This window comes from Chryseobacterium sp. StRB126 (assembly GCF_000829375.1).
Lineage (GTDB): Bacteria > Bacteroidota > Bacteroidia > Flavobacteriales > Weeksellaceae > Chryseobacterium.
This window is the reverse complement of record NZ_AP014624.1, coordinates 3,215,751-3,232,755: the sequence shown is the minus strand read 5'-3', so window position 1 is coordinate 3,232,755 and position 17,005 is coordinate 3,215,751. Positions and strand designations below refer to the sequence as shown.

General features: G+C 35.1%; 16 protein-coding genes. 3 read left to right on the top strand and 13 right to left on the bottom strand.

Features of this window, described 5'->3' with window-relative positions:
• Positions 1-3 precede the first annotated feature (3 nt).
• A complete protein-coding gene (locus CHSO_RS14645) occupies positions 4-888 on the bottom strand; it encodes a lysophospholipid acyltransferase family protein (RefSeq protein WP_045497394.1) in 885 nt (294 codons plus the stop codon).
• A gap of 80 nt (positions 889-968) precedes the next feature.
• On the opposite strand from CHSO_RS14645, the gene CHSO_RS14640 reads away from it, so the two are divergent.
• Entirely contained in the window at positions 969-1,538 is a 570-nt protein-coding gene (locus tag CHSO_RS14640; protein ID WP_045497391.1) for a thioredoxin family protein, read from the top strand.
• Between the two features lie 116 nt (positions 1,539-1,654).
• Here the strand turns inward: CHSO_RS14640 and CHSO_RS14635 are convergent, their stop codons facing one another.
• From CHSO_RS14635 to CHSO_RS14620, 4 genes are all read right to left on the bottom strand, one after another.
• Positions 1,655-3,016, bottom strand: a complete 1,362-nt coding sequence (locus CHSO_RS14635; protein WP_045497388.1) for an aldehyde dehydrogenase — start codon at positions 3,014-3,016, stop codon at positions 1,655-1,657.
• Between the two features lie 423 nt (positions 3,017-3,439).
• Positions 3,440-5,002, bottom strand: coding sequence for a hypothetical protein (locus tag CHSO_RS14630; protein ID WP_045497386.1), 1,563 nt, complete (start codon positions 5,000-5,002; stop codon positions 3,440-3,442).
• A 290-nt stretch (positions 5,003-5,292) separates the two neighbouring features.
• Positions 5,293-6,339, bottom strand: coding sequence for an HlyD family secretion protein (locus tag CHSO_RS14625; protein WP_045497384.1), 1,047 nt, complete (start codon positions 6,337-6,339; stop codon positions 5,293-5,295).
• Between the two features lie 5 nt (positions 6,340-6,344).
• On the bottom strand, positions 6,345-7,601 hold the full coding sequence (locus CHSO_RS14620; protein ID WP_045497381.1) for a TolC family protein: 1,257 nt from the start codon (positions 7,599-7,601) through the stop codon (positions 6,345-6,347).
• 214 nt (positions 7,602-7,815) lie between these two features.
• Here CHSO_RS14620 and CHSO_RS14615 point away from each other — a divergent pair, with 214 nt between their 5' ends.
• Positions 7,816-8,619 (top strand): helix-turn-helix domain-containing protein, encoded by an 804-nt coding sequence (locus tag CHSO_RS14615; protein WP_045497380.1) that lies wholly within the window; start codon positions 7,816-7,818, stop codon positions 8,617-8,619.
• A gap of 281 nt (positions 8,620-8,900) precedes the next feature.
• Here the strand turns inward: CHSO_RS14615 and rplI are convergent, their stop codons facing one another.
• The 3 genes from rplI to rpsF form a co-directional block, all read right to left on the bottom strand.
• A complete protein-coding gene (gene rplI, locus CHSO_RS14610) occupies positions 8,901-9,404 on the bottom strand; it encodes a 50S ribosomal protein L9 (protein ID WP_045497378.1) in 504 nt (167 codons plus the stop codon).
• A gap of 111 nt (positions 9,405-9,515) precedes the next feature.
• Complete coding sequence (rpsR, locus tag CHSO_RS14605) at positions 9,516-9,818, bottom strand: 30S ribosomal protein S18 (RefSeq protein WP_034706728.1); 303 nt, start codon at positions 9,816-9,818, stop codon at positions 9,516-9,518.
• Positions 9,819-9,851: 33 nt separating this feature from the next.
• A complete protein-coding gene (gene rpsF, locus CHSO_RS14600; RefSeq protein ID WP_045497373.1) occupies positions 9,852-10,193 on the bottom strand; it encodes a 30S ribosomal protein S6 in 342 nt (113 codons plus the stop codon).
• Between the two features lie 154 nt (positions 10,194-10,347).
• On the opposite strand from rpsF, the gene CHSO_RS14595 reads away from it, so the two are divergent.
• Entirely contained in the window at positions 10,348-10,950 is a 603-nt protein-coding gene (locus CHSO_RS14595) for a hypothetical protein (RefSeq protein ID WP_144428928.1), read from the top strand.
• A gap of 28 nt (positions 10,951-10,978) precedes the next feature.
• Here CHSO_RS14595 and CHSO_RS14590 read toward each other — a convergent pair whose 3' ends face one another.
• The 5 genes from CHSO_RS14590 to CHSO_RS14570 form a co-directional block, all read right to left on the bottom strand.
• On the bottom strand, positions 10,979-12,328 hold the full coding sequence (locus CHSO_RS14590; protein ID WP_045497367.1) for a chloride channel protein: 1,350 nt from the start codon (positions 12,326-12,328) through the stop codon (positions 10,979-10,981).
• 43 nt (positions 12,329-12,371) lie between these two features.
• Positions 12,372-12,998 (bottom strand): hypothetical protein, encoded by a 627-nt coding sequence (locus tag CHSO_RS14585; RefSeq protein ID WP_045497364.1) that lies wholly within the window; start codon positions 12,996-12,998, stop codon positions 12,372-12,374.
• A gap of 111 nt (positions 12,999-13,109) precedes the next feature.
• Positions 13,110-14,540, bottom strand: coding sequence for a serine hydrolase (locus CHSO_RS14580; RefSeq protein WP_045497361.1), 1,431 nt, complete (start codon positions 14,538-14,540; stop codon positions 13,110-13,112).
• Positions 14,541-14,709: 169 nt separating this feature from the next.
• Entirely contained in the window at positions 14,710-16,014 is a 1,305-nt protein-coding gene (locus tag CHSO_RS14575; RefSeq protein ID WP_045497358.1) for a dihydrolipoamide acetyltransferase family protein, read from the bottom strand.
• A gap of 63 nt (positions 16,015-16,077) precedes the next feature.
• Complete coding sequence (locus CHSO_RS14570; RefSeq protein WP_045497356.1) at positions 16,078-16,905, bottom strand: S-adenosyl-l-methionine hydroxide adenosyltransferase family protein; 828 nt, start codon at positions 16,903-16,905, stop codon at positions 16,078-16,080.
• Positions 16,906-17,005: the final 100 nt, after the last annotated feature.

The following is a 17,005-nucleotide window of genomic DNA, read 5'->3' as shown; positions in this document are numbered from 1 at the left end:
CATCTAATTTTTTTCAGAATCAAAATTTTTGATGGAATCCTGATATTTCCACTTTCTGTGGGACCAAAGATAATTGTCAGGCCGTTTGCGTAAGGTATTTTCCAACATTTTATGGAACTTCCTTACCACTTCATGTTCTACGAATTTTTCATTGTCCGGATAGATTCTGTAGTAATTGACTTGGTAGTACCCTCGCTTTACTTTTTTCATTTCACAATAAATAAAAGCAAGATCCATTCGGGTAGCTAGCTTGTCATAGCCTATAAAAACAGGAGTCCTTTGGTTCAAAAATTCCAATCCATAAGTGACATGTGAAAAATGTGGGGTCTGATCTGCCACAAACATGTAGATAGAATCTCCGTCATTTTTATTTCGGAAAATATTAAGAATTACTTCATTAGCTTCCAGAGCCTCATTTCCAAATTTGTTCCGGACTTTTTTCATCTGGTTTTCCCAAAAATCACTGTTTACCTTTCTATACACAGGGTGGCAGTGCTTTTGAGGAACAATTCTTGCCAAAGCATTGATCCATTCCCAGTTAAAAACATGACCGGCAAGAAGAATAATATTTTTACCTTCTTTTTGCACTTCATGAAATACATCCTGATTAATGTGCTGCATTCTTACTCTGGATTCTGTTTCCGAAATACTGAATGATTTTATCGTTTCTACCAGATAATCGGAGAAATTACGGTAGAATTTTTTTCGAATTTTTTTAATCTCCTCTTCAGATTTCTCAGGGAAGGAATTTTTAAGATTTTGAGTAATTACCTCTTTTCTATAGCCTACCAGATAATAATTTAGGAAGAACATAACGTCCGAAAAAATATATAATATTCTAAGCGGAAGTTTTGAGATGAAATATAATATTTTAATTAAGAAGCTCATAAAACAGGCAAATTTAGTGATAATAAAATTATGGTTCTATTTTTGTAGGGAGATAAGTATTATTTTTTTATTTTTATGTTATGAAAAAATTGACATTGATCGCAGTTCTAGGATTAAGTACATTGGCTTTCTCACAGGAAGTAAAGAACTTACCGGACAAAGGAAAGCAAAAAACGGCTCTTATTGTGCCCACTGAACAAAAAGAATTGGATGCAAAGAAGAAAGCAGCTGAAGAGAAAGCAAAACTTCCTAAGCCTTACAATCCGAAAGCTGATGCTCAGGCTGATATTAATAAATTAGTAGCACAGGCTAAAAAGGAAGGAAAGAATATTATGATTCAGGCTGGTGGAAACTGGTGTATCTGGTGTCTAAGATTTAATAATTTTGTACAGGAAACTCCTGAATTGAAAGAACTGGTAGACAAAAACTACTTGTATTATCACTTGAATTATTCTCCGGATAATAAAAATGAAAAAGTTTTTGCTCAATATGATAATCCTGGTGAAAAGTTTGGATATCCTGTATTTATCGTTTTGGATAAAACCGGTAAAATGATTAAAGTTCAGCAGAGTGATGTATTGGAAGAAGGAAAAGGATACAGCAAAGACAAGGTAAAAGAGTTCTTTAATGCTTGGAAGCCTAAAGCATAAAAATTAAAAGGTTGTTTCTACTGGAAGCAACCTTTTTTATTAATATTTCGTTGATTCTGCAGATGCTTGTTCCGAATCTGCGAGAGAAATTTATCAAATGTCTCTATTACAAATTTTCAGAGCAATTTTTTTATCCAGTTTAATTTCTTTTCAGAATAAGGCGGATATTTAATATTCGGTTCACCCCATGTTGCCTTTTCCAGAATAGATTTCTGATGAGAGAACGCTTCAAAACCGAATTTTCCATGATAATTTCCTATTCCTGAATTTCCAACCCCTCCAAATGGTAGGTTATCATTGCTTAAATGCATCACAACATCATTAATGCACCCGCCACCAAAAGACAATTTTTGTGTAAAGTTTTCTTTCTCTTCAGCATTATTGGTGAAAAGATAAGCAGCCAGAGGTTTTTCCTGTTCCAATACTGCATTCAGGGCCATATTGTAATTTTTAAAACTGATAACAGGTAAGAGAGGACCAAAGATTTCTTCCTGCATGATCTCATCATTCCAGTCTATAGTATGAAGGATAGTAGGTTCTATATATCGTTTTTCTTCATCAAAATTTCCACCGAAATATATTTTTTCTTTATCAATAAGGTTGACCAATCTTTGAAAATTTCGTTGATTGATAATCTTTGTATACTGTTCCGAATCTGGATAATATTTAAACTCTTTAATATAATTTCTCAGCATTTCCAGAAACTGTTCCTGTATGGATTCTTCTACCAATAAGTAATCCGGAGCAACACAGGTTTGCCCGGCATTCAGAAATTTCCCCCAAACAATTCTTTTGGCGGCAATTTCAAGATTAGCATTTTTAGTAACAATGAGAGGAGATTTTCCGCCCAATTCAAGAACTACAGGTGTTAAATGTTCGGCAGCAGCTTTGTATACAATTTTTCCCACTTTGGTACTTCCTGTAAAGAATATTTTATCAAACTTCAACTTCAGAAGCTCCGTAGTTTCTTCAATTCCGCCTTCATATACATACAGGTATTCAGGTGGAAAGTTTTTATTGATGATGAAAGACATTGCTTTCATGGTATTTTCAGCAATTTCACTGGGCTTCAGAATACAACAGTTTCCGGCAGCAATAGCAGCAATAATAGGTGAAAGAGATAATTGATAAGGATAGTTCCAGGCTCCGATTACCAGAATATTACCTAATGGTTCAGAATAAATTTTACTTTTTCCAAGCTGATTCACCAGATTGGTGCCTACTTTTTTAGGTTGGGCAAGAGATTTTAAATGTTTCAGATAATACTCTATATCATTCAGGATAAAAGAGATCTCTGTGGTGAAGGTATCAAATTTAGATTTTCCAAAATCTTTATCAATGGCTTCGTAAAGGATGTTTTCATTGGAAATGATAAGACTTCTGAGCTTTTCAAGATATATTTTTCTGAAAGCAAGACTTTTGGTCTGCTGCGTTTTAAAAAAATCCCTCTGACTCTGTAAAATTTTTTCAATTTCCATACGGTTGTTTTTCTGTTAAACGTAAGTGCTGATGCGATATTGTAATGAAAAACAAGCAACAATAAGCTGGCCAAAGTGGGCAAGGAGGGAAGATGGAAGCTGGAGGTTACTTGTTGACGTTTGTGAGATGTTGGGTATTTAAGAATTATTTTAATTTAAGCTATATATTAAAAACGTTATGATCGCTAAGATAATTTCAATGCCGCTTATTTCCCGTTCGCAAAGGCACTTCGTTCAGCGAGTGCTTTGGATTTCAGCCTTTGCTGAGTGAAACGCCTTAGCGAACGGTTATAAAGTATATGATTTTAATTCTTTGCGAGCATTGCGTTAAGAATAAAGAAATTGCCTTAAACTGAACCGAAGTCACTAGTTATTTAAGACTTCAATAACTTCCATTCTCCGGCCCCCATCTTCCTTTCTTCTCTACATAATATTCCTTACTGCTATTTTCACCGGATGATAAAGCAGTAAAAGGAGTGCTGTAATCAGGGCCAGCCAAAATAAACCTGTAAAGATTTCCATATTAGAAAGGAGAATGGACTGAGCGGTTATTTTTGCTTTAAAAGCTCCGGCAGTCATAGATAATGATTCATTAACCTGAAGTTTTGAGATATTGGCTCCAAAAATCCGATTCCATTGACTGTAGAAAACAGGATTGGTATCTGTAAGGTTGAAGCTTAAAGTGTCAGCATGTTTTAAGGTTAAAAATAACATCAGATTCTGCATTAAAGCATACCCGATAGCGGTTGTCCAGAAACGGGTGGTTGTTCCAAGCGCTGTAGCATTGGAAACATATTCCTCCGGTGTTGCTGAAATAAGAAAGAAAACCAACGGGGTAAACAGTAATCCCTGTGCCACACCCTGTAAAAATAAAGGTGGACATATCGTGGAAAGGGTAGTGTCCGGATAAAAGGTATAGGTAAACCACGCGCAATCTATAGCCAGTAAAAGAAACCCTGTAAAGAAAACTACTCTGGAAGAAACACCTTTTACTAGACATATTCCTGATAAAAAGACCCCCAGAATTGTTCCGGCAACATTCCAATACTGGATATTGACAATATAATCCCAAGGCCATTTCCATACGGTTGCCATGATGCTGTACACATTATTCAGCCCTGAACGGATCAGGTAAAAAATGAAAAAGAGAATCATTCCCACAATGACATTTTTGGAACTGAAAACTTCAAAATGAAATAATGGTCTTTTGGAATTTCTCTGTTTAAGCATGAACAAACCTCCGGAAAGCAGGAATATAAACAAACACATAATGATGATGTCTGATTCAAACCACATCAGTCTTTTTCCATAAATAATGGCGTAACCTCCAGCCTGTAAGCATACCCAAAGTAAAAACCAACTTGAAATATCCAGTTGATATAGTGGTTTTTTAGGAAAAAATCTATTTCGGTTGAAAATAGCAATGCCAATGATGAGTACAAAAACATGAAAATAAACCATCATTAAAACCATGTGCTGAAAATCATAGTCTTCAATACTTGATTTCAGCAGGGAAGTGGTTATGGTTCCGCCAGTGAGCATAATAGAATACATAAAAAGATAGGCAAGAACCTTGGCGTGCTTTGTTTTCAGTTCAGCAATAATCAGAGGAAGGAAAATAGCACCTTCCAACAACCCGAAAATTCCTTCCAAGAAACGGATCACCAGAATCACATGATAATCATTGGTAACCGATAAAACGTAGAGAATAATGACTGAAATGGATGCCATCAGCAGAACATAATATTTCACACTGAAGTAAGCCATAAATCGTTGTAAAACTAAAAGGGTAACCACAAATGTCCCATACATCAAAATCATTAGGTATTGGATGTCATCTGAATCAACATCCATAAAAGAAGAGGTGAAGGCACTGTTGGAATGTAACAGTGACAACAGCATCAGGTGGGGAAACAATGCCAATATAAGAAGTGGCAGTTTCAGCCATTGTGGTACCCATTTATGATAAACTGTATTGTGTTGCATAGTTGTTTTGAAAGCTGAAAATCGAATATTTGAAAATTTATTAATCTGCTTTCAGCTGTTTATTTGAATCTAAAAATGCGAAAAGACAAAAGGGCAAAGGGGTAAAAGTAAAAGGTAAAATAACAAATATGCTTAAAGAAAAAATGATAGCAGATCTGTATTTTGCGGTTTTGCCTTTTCGCAGAAAAAAATAATTTAATTTGAAGATTTGGAAATGAGTTAATTTGAAAATGATAATAAATCCGGATATTTTTGTCCTCTAGCACTCTCAAAAACTCCCACTCTCAAACCTAAATTTTCCTAGCACTCACCAGAACATTCATTCCGGAAAGCAGCTTTTCGTTGTCTTTATTATTGTCAAGAATAATTTTTACGGGAAATCTCTGTTCGATCTTTACAAAGTTTCCGGTTGCATTGTCCGGTTTTACCAACGAAAATTGAGACCCTGAAGCAGGTGAAACAGAAAGGATTTTTCCTTTGAATTCAACATCTGGATAAGCATCTGCTGTGATGATGACTTCCTTAGTCTGATCGATCTGGCCAAGTTGTGTTTCTTTGTAATTAGCAATGATCCATTTTTCTTTGCTTACGATTTGTACCAATGCCTGTCCTTCTTTAATCAGTTGTCCTTCCTGAATTGTTTTTTTTCCTACCCAGCCCTCGTAAGGAGCTGTAATTACCGTATAAGAAAGGAAAAGCTTCGCATTGTTTAAACTGGCTGAACTTTGTTGAATCTGGCTCTTGGCTGGAGCCACTTTAGTCTGTTGTTCGCTGGCCCCTGCTTTTACTGCATTTTTTTGTTGTTCCAGGGCTAAAAGATTCGCTTTTGACTGTTCATAAGATGCTTTTACGTTTTCAAATTCCTGTTCTGTGGCGGCATCTTCAGCCAGAAGGTTTTTATATCTTTTATAATCCTGTTCTGTTCTCCAGATATCAATTCTTGCAGAAGCAATTTTAGCATCAATAATTTTGGTATCGCTTGCCTTTGTATTAACACTACTTTCAATGGTGGTAATATTTTCTGTATTGGCATTAAGACTGGCTTCAGCCATATGAACCTGATTAACAAATTCTCTGTTGTCAATAACAATTAATGTGTCACCTTTATGCACAAACTGGTTTTCATTAAACTTTATGGTTTTAATAAACCCTGAAACCTTACTGGATACTGGCGTAATATATTGTTCAATCTGCGCATCGTTGGTGGTAACATTTTTTCTCGAAAAAAGATAGAAACTTACCATTCCCGTGACCCCGCTGATGATAAGAATCCAGGCCAATAAAGTGATCGTCTTGTTGATTCTTTTTTCTTTTTGTGTCAGTTGTTTCTGTGCCATAGTTTTTATAAGTTTCCTATCGTATACTGGAGTTGATAATATTTGAGTTGTCTGTTAATTTTTACGGAAATAAGATTAGATTCTGCTTCCAGATAAGTATTGTCTGCATCAATCAGCTCAGTGATAAGGCTTAGCTTATTCGCATATTTAGTTCTCACAATACGATAATTTTCCTTAGCCTGATCAATGGCTTCTTCTGCTATTTTTACCTTCTGATTGGTTTCTTCAAACTTTTTGTACGCTTCATATACATTATGTCTTATCTTTTCTTCGTTTTCTTCAATCTGAAGTTTGGCCAAATCAATATTTTCTTTGGCTTCCTGCATTTTGTATTTGTTTTTGTACAGGTTTTCTATAGGATAAGTAAGATTCAGCCCTATCATTCCCAAACGGTAAGCATAAGGTTCGGGCGGAAAGAACATCATATTCGGATATTTTAAGAAATATTCTCCACCGGCAGTTACTTTGGGTAAATAATTAGCCTTAGTGAGTTTCTGATCCAATTCTTTTAATGAAAGATTCTTATGAGTAATTTCAACAGATTCATTCTTGATTAAGGCGGTTTCTGTTAACTCGTCAATATAAGGAATGGATGCTTTGTCAGAGATCAGATCTTCTGTATCCACATGCATTTCCTGCTGTTCAGGAAGAGAGAGAATGGTTTTCAGCTTATGCTCTGCGATCTGTATGTCGTTATCCAGTTCTGTCCAGCTCATTTTGTGGTTGGAAAGCTGTAGTGAAGTTCTCAGCACCTCATTCACGGTCACCACGCCATTAGCTTTCAAAGCTTTTACCTGTTTGATGTTCACAGAATCCTCTTTCATCTTATCATTAATAAGAGACTGTTGTTCTTTTAAATGATGGATTTGAAGAAAAGCAGTAATCACTTCCATTTTAAGCTGTCTTTCATCCAGATGCGTTCTTAAAGCTGAAATATCAGTATCAATGGCTGCTTTTTTCTCAGTATTTTTTATTTTCCCACCCATATAGACAGGGATGGAAGCTGATAGCGTAAAATCATACATTCCGTTGATAACATCATATTTCGTAGGTTTGCTAAATACTCCATCCTGGTATTGAAAAAGATTGGTAACCTGATTATAGCTGGTATGAAACTCAATATCCGGCAATTTTTCCATTTTCAGGTCTTTTTCCTTTGTTACGGACATCTCCTGTTTTAAATGGCTGATCTGGATGTTTTTGTTATTTTTTAAACCAATTTCTATAGCCTGTTGCAGGCCAAGATGCTGGTAATCTATCATCTGTGAATGTAAAAGGTTGCTCAATAATAGGCACAACGCTATGCACTGATATCGGCATGCGTTAAATATCATATTCATAAATTAATTAAAGGATTTTTGCTAAAATGATTTTGATACCGCAAATTTACGACGTCAGGTGTCCGACACTATTTGTGAAAACAGAAAAAGATTTGTTCATTTACGCCATTTTGAAAATTATACCTATCTTTATTTCATGAATGATAGTCATTTTAAAGCCGTAGAGGATGACGATGCTGAATTTTACGTGTATCATGTCCTTACCGGAAACATTACAACAGATATCCATTATCACAGTTCTGCTCAGTTGGTTTATGCAGAAGGCGGTATTGTGCATGTTTTTACAGATTTAAAACATTGGTATCTTCCGGCAAGATGTTTTATGTGGATTCCCGCCGGAACGCCGCATTATCTTTTTTCTACCAGCCCCAAAGTAGATTTGTATAATTTTTACTTCAAAAAGGAAGTAAACGAAAATGGCTTTTTTGATGAAATTAATATTTATTCAGTCAATGAGTTACTCAGAGAGATGATTTTATACACCAAGGACTGGAATGGGAAAATCACAAAAAATGATGTCCCAAAATATTATTTTCTCAAAGCTTTAAAAGGGGTTTTACCGGAAAAAAGAGATAAAAAACTGGCTTTTCCTGTTCAGCATCCGTTTCCCAAAGATGAAACCCTCCTGAAGATCGCAAGATACATTCATGCTAATCTGGAGAAGCCTCTAACGATTGAATCTACGGCCAAAGAGTTCGGAATGAGCACAAGAACCCTTTCCAGAAAATTTAAAGAGATTTTGGGTATGAATTACGTCCGTTTTCTGAGAGCTTTAAGAATTACCCGTTCTTTGGAGTTGATGCTGGAAGGAAAGTATAATATGTATGAGATTGCGATGATGGTAGGCTACAATAGTTTGTCTTCTTTCAGCAATATCTTCAAGAAAATAATTGGAGTAGCTCCAACTGAATATCAGCAGAAATTGAGAGGGGATAGGTAGTGAGTTTTAGAGTCTTTAATGCGCGTTTCGGAATACGTGTTGATGTATTGACGGGATGTTAAATGTAATTTTTTTGCTTATAAAGAACTACTATATACAAATTAGAAATATATTTGGATTCTTATTTCTTAGAATGCGCTACATTCCCCTTCTCTGATGGGTTGGCTTTTTGACCTGCAAAAAGACGGGGTAGTTTAAACTTAAACAAATTTCAACACAAAAAAAAACCACCTCAAAAAATTGAAGTGGTTCTTATATTGTGAGAAATTCTCAGTCGCTTATTAAGCTTCTTCAGATTTAGCCTCTTCCTTCTTAGCAGCAGGAGCAGCTACAACTGGAGCATCAGAAACGATGTCGAATTCGTAGTTGTACTCAACATTTCTGTGAAGTCTGATAAGAGCAGCAAATTTACCAGTTCTCTTGATTGTGTTACCAGGAATTTTGATATATTTTTTCTCTACAGAAACACCAGCTTTTTCTAAAGCAGCAGATAGATCAGCATTGTTAATAGATCCGAATAACTTATCACCAGTACCTACTTTTGCAGGAATAGTAATAGTAGTCTTCTTCAATTGCTCAACTACAGCGTTAGCAGTAGCGATTAATTTAGCTTCTTCTTCTTTTCTAGCCTCTAATGTAGCTTCTAAAGCAGCTTTGTTTTTAGGTGTAGCTAAAAGAGCAATTCCTTGAGGAATTAAGAAGTTTCTAGCATAACCTGGCTTTACGTTTACTGTATCAAACTCAAGTCCTAAGTTTTCTACGTCTTTTTTTAGGATAATTTCCATTGTTGTTGTCCTTTTTGAGATTTTAGTTTATGATCTAAAATCAAGTTAGAATTAATGATGTATTCAGCAACAAAAGAAGAGATTGCTCTCTTCTTTTATTTATTTTTTGTCTTATTTTAATAAGTCAGCTACGTAAGGTAGTAAAGAAAGGTGTCTTGCTCTTTTGATAGCAGCAGAAACTTTTCTTTGGTATTTTAAAGAAGTTCCAGTGTATCTTCTTGGTAAGATTTTACCTTGCTCGTTTACAAATTGTAATAAGAAGTCAGCATCTTTGTAATCAACGTGCTTAATTCCGTATTTTTTGAATCTACAATATTTCTTTTCAGATTTTGTATTGATATCAAGTGGAGTAAGGAATTTTACTTCTGATTCTCCTCCAGCTGAGGCTTGTTTAGCCATTTCATCTATTGCCATGTCTTGTCTTTTTTAAAAAATAGGGTTAATTAATTAAGCTTTAGCTGATTTTACTTTAGCTCTTCTAGTTACAGCGTACTCAACAGCGTGCTTGTCAAGTTTTGTAGTAAGGTAACGGATTACTCTCTCGTCACGTTTGAATGCTAATTCTAAGTCAGCTACTACAGAACCTTCTCCTTTAAATTCGATTAAAGTATAGAACCCATTCTTTTTCAATTGGATTGGGTAAGCTAATTTTTTTAATCCCCAGTTTTCTTTAGCAACGATTTCGCAGTTCTTTTCTTTGATAAGATCTACATACTTGTTCACTGCTTCCTCTACCTGTGACTCAGATAGAACGGGAGTTAAAATGAAAACAGTTTCGTAATTGTTCATAATGTTAAATGAATTTGTTAATTATTTCGAGGTGCAAAATTAGAAATTATATTTGTAATATGCAAGTGTAGTGATGAAATAATGGAGTGCTGATCGTTGGATTTTGAGTATTGATGGTGTTTTTTATACCTTTACCGAAAGATTTTTTTATTTCATGAAAACTAAAATTTATACGTTGCCATTGTTGTTGATGGGAATTGTCTGTTATTCACAGGATAAAATTTCCAAGAAGAACGGAACCTCTTTTGAGGCTAAAATTATCGAAGTTGGGGCTTCAAATATTACTTACAAAGAGTTGGATTACCTGGATGGACCTAGCCATTCATTAAACAAATCAGAAATTTACAAAATCACTTATGCTAACGGAAAGGAAGATCTTCTGGGGAAATATCATAATGTGGATGAAGTGAAGGCTTTTATTGCTGATAAAATCAGAGAATTTGGGGCAGACCGGGATAATGGAATGCTAAGACTTGCTGCTGAATTTGAAGGAAATAATATTAGAGTAAATTCGGTAGATAAAAATGGAAAACTTTATTACGAAGGAGATCTTTGGGATTTGAGCAACGTTGTAGAGTTTCATAAAGTATCCAAAAGAAAAAATGGTGATGCATTTTTAAATATAGTAACCTACAAAGTGAAAAGATCAAGTGAGAAACTGGATAAGTTGGTTATTAGAATTATTAATTATGGTATAGCTGAAGAACTGTCGGAAGCCTTTAAAGATCTAAATATAATGCTAAAAAAAGACTTGTAAACAACAGGTCTTTTTTATTATAGGAAGTTTAGTCTTTTCTGAGTTCCGTTAAAAAATTCACTTTTAATACATCATACAAAGAATGTCTGCTTACTAAGATAGAAGATATGGAAGAAACCATGCCGGCAAGCATCAGATGAAAAATCAATGAATGCCTGTCGGTCATTTCCAGCACAATAATAGCTGATGTAAATGGAGCTCTGGTTATCCCGGTAAGAAAAGCGACCATTCCGCCCAAAACAACTACATTGGTCTCATTGGGAGTTAAATGAATGACTCCTGAAATAACAGATCCAATACTTGCTCCTGCGGATAAAGCCGGTGCGAAAATACCGCCGGCACCTCCGGAAGTAAAGGATAGGGCAGGACCAAGCATTCTTAAAATAGGAACATACCAATCTTCATGTTTATCCTTTGTAAAAAGTACCCGTTCCATTATTTCCTTTCCTGAACCCAAAATTTCACGATTGATGAAATAGGCGATACAAGCAATGACTAAAGCACATACAACCAGAAATACAACGTTTGCTCTATCTGTTTTTAGTGTTTTCTTTTTCCAACCATTGATCTTAAGCATAATTACGGAAAGCTGACTCGCCATAATTCCGGCAGTAGCTGCTACCAGCACGATTGGAAACATCACCATCAGAGAAACGTCATTGGTTTTTGGATAGCCTAAATACAAATAAGATCCGGCTAAAGTTTGGGCTGTAAGACCAGCAATGATAACAGCCGTAAATAAAGCTGTTTTAAAGTAGTTGATATGTGTTTTTGATAATTCCTCTACTGCAAACACAATTCCGCCAAGAGGCGTGTTAAAGGCTGCTGCAAGACCTGCCGCCGCACCGGTCATAATCATGTTCTTTTTAGAAATTTTGGGCCACCAATCCGGAAGATATTCATTTACTTTTCTGAAAACAGAGCCTGCAATCTGAATAGTAGGACCTTCACGACCTACAGCCCCACCTCCAATTACTAGTATGACAGATGAAACAATTTTAAAGATGATAATTTTAAGACTTAAAAGGCTTCTGATCTTTTTATGTTCTTTCGGATTAGCCAGTTCTACGGCTGCCATCACTTGGGGAATGCCGCTTCCTTTAGCATTGGGTGCAAATTCCTTTACCAGCCACCATGAAAGTACAAATCCTATGGGAGCAATAATGAAAATCATCCATGCATGCCAGTCAAAAATGAAATTCATTAGATGTTCACCCCAGGCAAATACCTGTGCATACAATACAGCAAAAAAACCGGTAATCACAGACCCAATCCAAAAGGGAATGGCTTGCAAAAGATTGTGCTTCAGCTGCTCATTCCGGATGTTGTCAAAGGATTTCTTTATGGACTGGCGAATAAGGATGAGGATTTTCAGCATTTGTTATTTTTGAGAGATGAAATTACGGCAAAAAAACTGAAATTTATATTTCTTTTAAAAATTTTGAGACTATTGAAACATTGTCAATGCTCAATGCCTTCGGTATTCTCAAACCTGCAATATTGTTTTTAACCTCTATTTTGAAATCGTCATCAGAAATAGATTTTATGATTTCCTTTCTTTTAGAATTTAAAAATGTCATTGTTTTGTATGAATCGCTCCCCAGAACATAAAAATCTTTGAAATCTTTGTTTTCCTTAAAATTGATATTAAAATTACTGAATATTCCGGCGATCCTGTCTGCCAGGTTTTTCCTGTTGATAGAAATAAAGCCAAAATCTTCCTTCATCTCCTTTAATCCCCAAATCTCCAATGAATCATATTTATCCGTGGTACGGGCTCCTCTGATTGAAGTTCCTATCAGATTAACGATGAAAAGATAAAAAGTGTTTGTTTTACTTTTGGAGGTAATATGATAACAGAGCTTGGGTTCTTCTAAAAAATCTATATTTTGCGATTTGAATTGACTGTATGGAGGATCATCAATATCTACTACTGAAACATTATAAATTGCAGATAATTGGTCATAAATTTCAAAGATTAACTCTTCATCTTCCTTTGAAAAGTCAAATAATTTGGTCACATATAATTTTCTGAAATCAAGTTCCATTTCTAATAGTTTCTTTAAAAGATAAAACTATTTGATGAATAATGAACTTCTCAAATAATTAAAGATATACAAAGAAAATCATCATGGAAGAACATTTAAAGAATGCTCTGATTATTTCTTTTTCGTTAGATCTTCTATCTTCTGAATCATTTTTGCAGCATTAGTGTTTTCCGGATTTAGTACTAATGATTTTTTATAATTTTCTAAAGCTAAGATATAATTTTTAGCATAGAAATAAGCTTCACCCAGACTGTCAAAAGCATTTGCCGACTGTGGGGTTTCTTTCGCATTTAAAGAAAAAATTTTGATGGCTTCATCAATTCGAGCGTTTCTCAATAAAATATAACCTATATCGTTCAGTGTATTTTCAAAATTCCATTTTGGATTTTTAGCCTTTATGGAATAATAGATTTTCTCAGCATTGGGATTGTTTTTTTTAGAAAATTCAGAGATGATGGTTTCTTCTGCTGAGGAATAGTCGTCTGTTAAAGTTTTATCAATCATAGCAGCAATATGATTAATAATGCGATATTGGATAGGGAATAGGCTATATCCGTTAGACATCATTACAATGGCCATATTATTCTGTGGGTAAATTTTATAGGCACTTACATTTCCGCCGGAAAAATTATAAGACGGGATATCATTAACTTTTGTGATGTCCCATCCGTATGAAAAAATATCTTTTTTATTACCGAAATCAAATGGCTGCCACATCATTTCTTTCGTCTTTTGATCTAATAAATCATTTTTACTAAGATGAATGCTCCATTTCAAAAATGCAGGGAGTGTGATGGCTACTCCGTTGGCAGAATGTGCCCTTGTTCCGCTAACATCCGTAGATTTTTCATATTGCTTTTTTCCCGGGTTGTAATTATATTTTATCACACGGTTTGGGATTTTTTCTAGAGCATTTGAGGAAAAAACAACCTGGTTTTTAGAATCTGAAAACTGATTGTTCATAATGAAGTTTTCAAAAGACTGTCCTGTGATCTTTTCAATAATCATGGTGAGAAGAAAATAATTCGTTTGATTGTAACTGAATTGATTTCCTGTTTTAAAATCCATTTTTTCCTTAGCCAGCCGTTCAATAACCTTGGTATTAGAATCATCTATGGAGATATCATTAAAGGCGATAAGGTTTGGAATTCCGGAAGAATGGGTTAACAGGTTTTTTACTTTAACCTCCTGCCATTCTTTAGGTAGGTTTTCAATATATTTTGAAATATTGTCTTCCAAAGACAATTGACCTTTTTCAATCAGTTGAAAAGCGCCAATATTTGACATTAATTTTGAGGTTGAATAGATCCTGAACATTGAATTGGAATCAACCTTTTTATCATTTTCCAGAGTTTCCTTACCATAATACTGTTGAAAAATGACTTGGTCATCTTTGATAATTCCAATAGCCAAACCTGGGATCTGATTGATTGTCATCACTTCTTTTACGTACCGATCAATTAATTCTGATTGTTCGTTTTTCTGTGTATACGCCATCATTGAAATGCTTAAAGCAAATGTGGTTAAAATGAATTGTTTCATATATAATTGGTTCTGTTTTATAAAAGACAATTTGAACCCGGGTTATATTACCTCGAAATTCAAATATACACAGATTGATCCACAAAAAAACCTCCGATTAAAAATCGAAGGTTTTATATTTGTTATAGAATCAGCAGCAAAAAATATTCATTGCTGATTACTCATTTACTTATATTTCTGTGTTCAGATCCCAGTTTTCTAGGTAGTCATGAACATGTTTCAGCATCATTCCACCTAGAGAACCGTCTACCACTCTGTGGTCATAAGAGTGAGACATGAACATTAGGTTTCTGATTGCAATTACATCTCCATCAGCTGTTTCAAGAACTGCAGGCTTCTTAACGATGGCTCCGATGGCAAGAATTGCAACCTGTGGCTGAGGAATAATTGGTGTCCCCATAAGGTTCCCAAAGCTTCCAACGTTAGAGATCGTATAAGTAGCTCCTTGAGTATCTTCCGGTCTTAATTTCTTGTTTCTTGCTCTGTAAGCTAAATCATTAATTGCTTTAGCAAGACCTGAAAGAGATAACTGGTCTGCATTTTTAATTACAGGAACAATAAGGTTTCCGTCTGGTAGAGCGGTCGCCATACCGATGTTGATGTTTTTCTTTTTAATGATGTTTTCACCACTTATCGAAACATTAATCATTGGGAAATCCTGAATTGCTTTTACTACAGCTTTCACAAAAATAGGCATGAAAGTAAGTTTTTCTCCTTCACGTTTTTCGAAGGCTGCTTTGTTTTTGTTTCTCCATTTTACAACGTTGGTAACGTCTGTTTCGATGAAAGAAGTTACGTGTGGAGCAATTTGTTTTGCTTTCACCATGTTCTCAGCGATGATTTTTCTCATTCTGTCCATAGGAATGATTTCGTCACCTGCAGCGGCAGTAATGGTTGCTGCCGGAGCCGAAACTGCTGATTTAGGACTAGACGCTACAGGGGCCGCAGCAGGTTGTGCAGGCTGGTTTCCTCTGTTAGCAACGTAAGCTAAAATATCTTCTTTAGTAATTCTTCCTTCTAAACCGCTTCCTTTAATGGATTTAAGTTCAGCTTCAGAAATATTTTCCTGTTGTGCAATTGATTTTACAAGTGGAGATAAGTAAAGGTCTCCTGAGAATTCTACATTAGATGCAGCTACAGTTTGTAAAGGCTGCTCAATAGTTTTTAAAGTTTCAGTATCCGGAGCAGCTGCTGGTGTTTCAGAGGTTACTTCCTCAGAAGCAGAACCTTCTCCTTCAATTTCTAAAATAGCAATGGCCTCACCTACTTTTGCAACTTCATCTTTTTGCTTTAAAATTTTTACGATTTTTCCCGAAACTGGTGTCGGAACGTCTGAATCTACTTTATCTGTTGCAATTTCTACTACAGAGTCATCCTCTTTTACGTTATCACCTTCATTGAATAACCAAGTGATAATTGTCGCTTCCATAACCCCTTCTCCCATGGAAGGAAGCAATAATTTGTATTCTGCCATTTTTGATTTTTAGATTTTGACAAATATATAAAAAAAATCGGTTTTTTTATGAAATATATAATTTTACGCGAATTCAATGTAGATATTTTCTCCTACATTCAGTCCAAACAGGCTTTTAGCTCCGTTTTTCTTGCTGCCTTTATAGATAGTAAGCTCCAATAACTGACTGTCATTGAAGATTGCTGCGGACTGCCCATGGAATTCCGTCTCCCTTTCCCAGTCTGAAACTACTTCCGTGTGGCTGGAAAAGACCCTTGAAAGACTCAGGTTTCTGAATTTTATGGTAAATCCATTGTATCCTTTGCTGATATTTTCAAAGAAATCTTGATTGATATTTGAGATTATATTTCCGAAATTATCAATATAAGTAACTTCACCAATAATCATTCCTTCAGACTCATTATAAACAGCTCTTGGGAACATGAGTTGCTTAACTGAGTCTATTTTTCTTCCGATTACTTCCGGAAGGCCTCCATTAGCTAGATGTACTGCTGCAGGAACAAAAATATCTGTAGAAGTGAAATTGATGACATCATCAAAACGATTGTTGAGTGTGATCTCATAGATTGCTTCCGGTTTAATATCGAAGAAGATTAGGCTTAAAAGACCATTGTCTGCCGCCAGAAAGTAAGAACCATCCGCTTTATAAAGGATATTTTTTCTCGATTTATGGTAAAAACTGTCCACAGAAATAATGTGGATGCTCCCTTTTGGAAAATATTTATAAGCGTTCCTTACAATATAAGACGTTTGTATAAGATTGAATGCTTGGATGTCGTGGGTTATATCAATAATATTAACCTCAGGATTTAGAGACAGAATTTTGCCTTTCACAGCGGCAACTCTGTAATCTAAATTTCCGAAATCCGAAGTAAGGGTAATAATTGACATGAGCAATTTATAGAATAGTGTAGTCTTGCAAAGTTATTTAAAATAAAAAGAAAGCCCGAAAGATTGTTGAAAAGAATTTGATATAAATTTGAAAAAAAGC

Excerpts from the sequence above, each read along its gene's own strand:
- CHSO_RS14645 (WP_045497394.1), bottom strand. The coding sequence starts at position 888 with ATGAGCTTCTTAATTAAAATATTATATTTCATCTCAAAACTTCCGCTT.
- CHSO_RS14640 (WP_045497391.1), top strand. The coding sequence starts at position 969 with ATGAAAAAATTGACATTGATCGCAGTTCTAGGATTAAGTACATTGGCT.
- CHSO_RS14635 (WP_045497388.1), bottom strand. The coding sequence starts at position 3,016 with ATGGAAATTGAAAAAATTTTACAGAGTCAGAGGGATTTTTTTAAAACG.
- CHSO_RS14630 (WP_045497386.1), bottom strand. The coding sequence starts at position 5,002 with ATGCAACACAATACAGTTTATCATAAATGGGTACCACAATGGCTGAAA.
- CHSO_RS14625 (WP_045497384.1), bottom strand. The coding sequence starts at position 6,339 with ATGGCACAGAAACAACTGACACAAAAAGAAAAAAGAATCAACAAGACG.
- CHSO_RS14620 (WP_045497381.1), bottom strand. The coding sequence starts at position 7,601 with ATGATAGATTACCAGCATCTTGGCCTGCAACAGGCTATAGAAATTGGT.
- CHSO_RS14615 (WP_045497380.1), top strand. The coding sequence starts at position 7,816 with ATGAATGATAGTCATTTTAAAGCCGTAGAGGATGACGATGCTGAATTT.
- rplI (WP_045497378.1), bottom strand. The coding sequence starts at position 9,404 with ATGGAAATTATCCTAAAAAAAGACGTAGAAAACTTAGGACTTGAGTTT.
- rpsR (WP_034706728.1), bottom strand. The coding sequence starts at position 9,818 with ATGGCAATAGATGAAATGGCTAAACAAGCCTCAGCTGGAGGAGAATCA.
- rpsF (WP_045497373.1), bottom strand. The coding sequence starts at position 10,193 with ATGAACAATTACGAAACTGTTTTCATTTTAACTCCCGTTCTATCTGAG.
- CHSO_RS14595 (WP_144428928.1), top strand. The coding sequence starts at position 10,348 with ATGAAAACTAAAATTTATACGTTGCCATTGTTGTTGATGGGAATTGTC.
- CHSO_RS14590 (WP_045497367.1), bottom strand. The coding sequence starts at position 12,328 with ATGCTGAAAATCCTCATCCTTATTCGCCAGTCCATAAAGAAATCCTTT.
- CHSO_RS14585 (WP_045497364.1), bottom strand. The coding sequence starts at position 12,998 with ATGGAACTTGATTTCAGAAAATTATATGTGACCAAATTATTTGACTTT.
- CHSO_RS14580 (WP_045497361.1), bottom strand. The coding sequence starts at position 14,540 with ATGAAACAATTCATTTTAACCACATTTGCTTTAAGCATTTCAATGATG.
- CHSO_RS14575 (WP_045497358.1), bottom strand. The coding sequence starts at position 16,014 with ATGGCAGAATACAAATTATTGCTTCCTTCCATGGGAGAAGGGGTTATG.
- CHSO_RS14570 (WP_045497356.1), bottom strand. The coding sequence starts at position 16,905 with ATGTCAATTATTACCCTTACTTCGGATTTCGGAAATTTAGATTACAGA.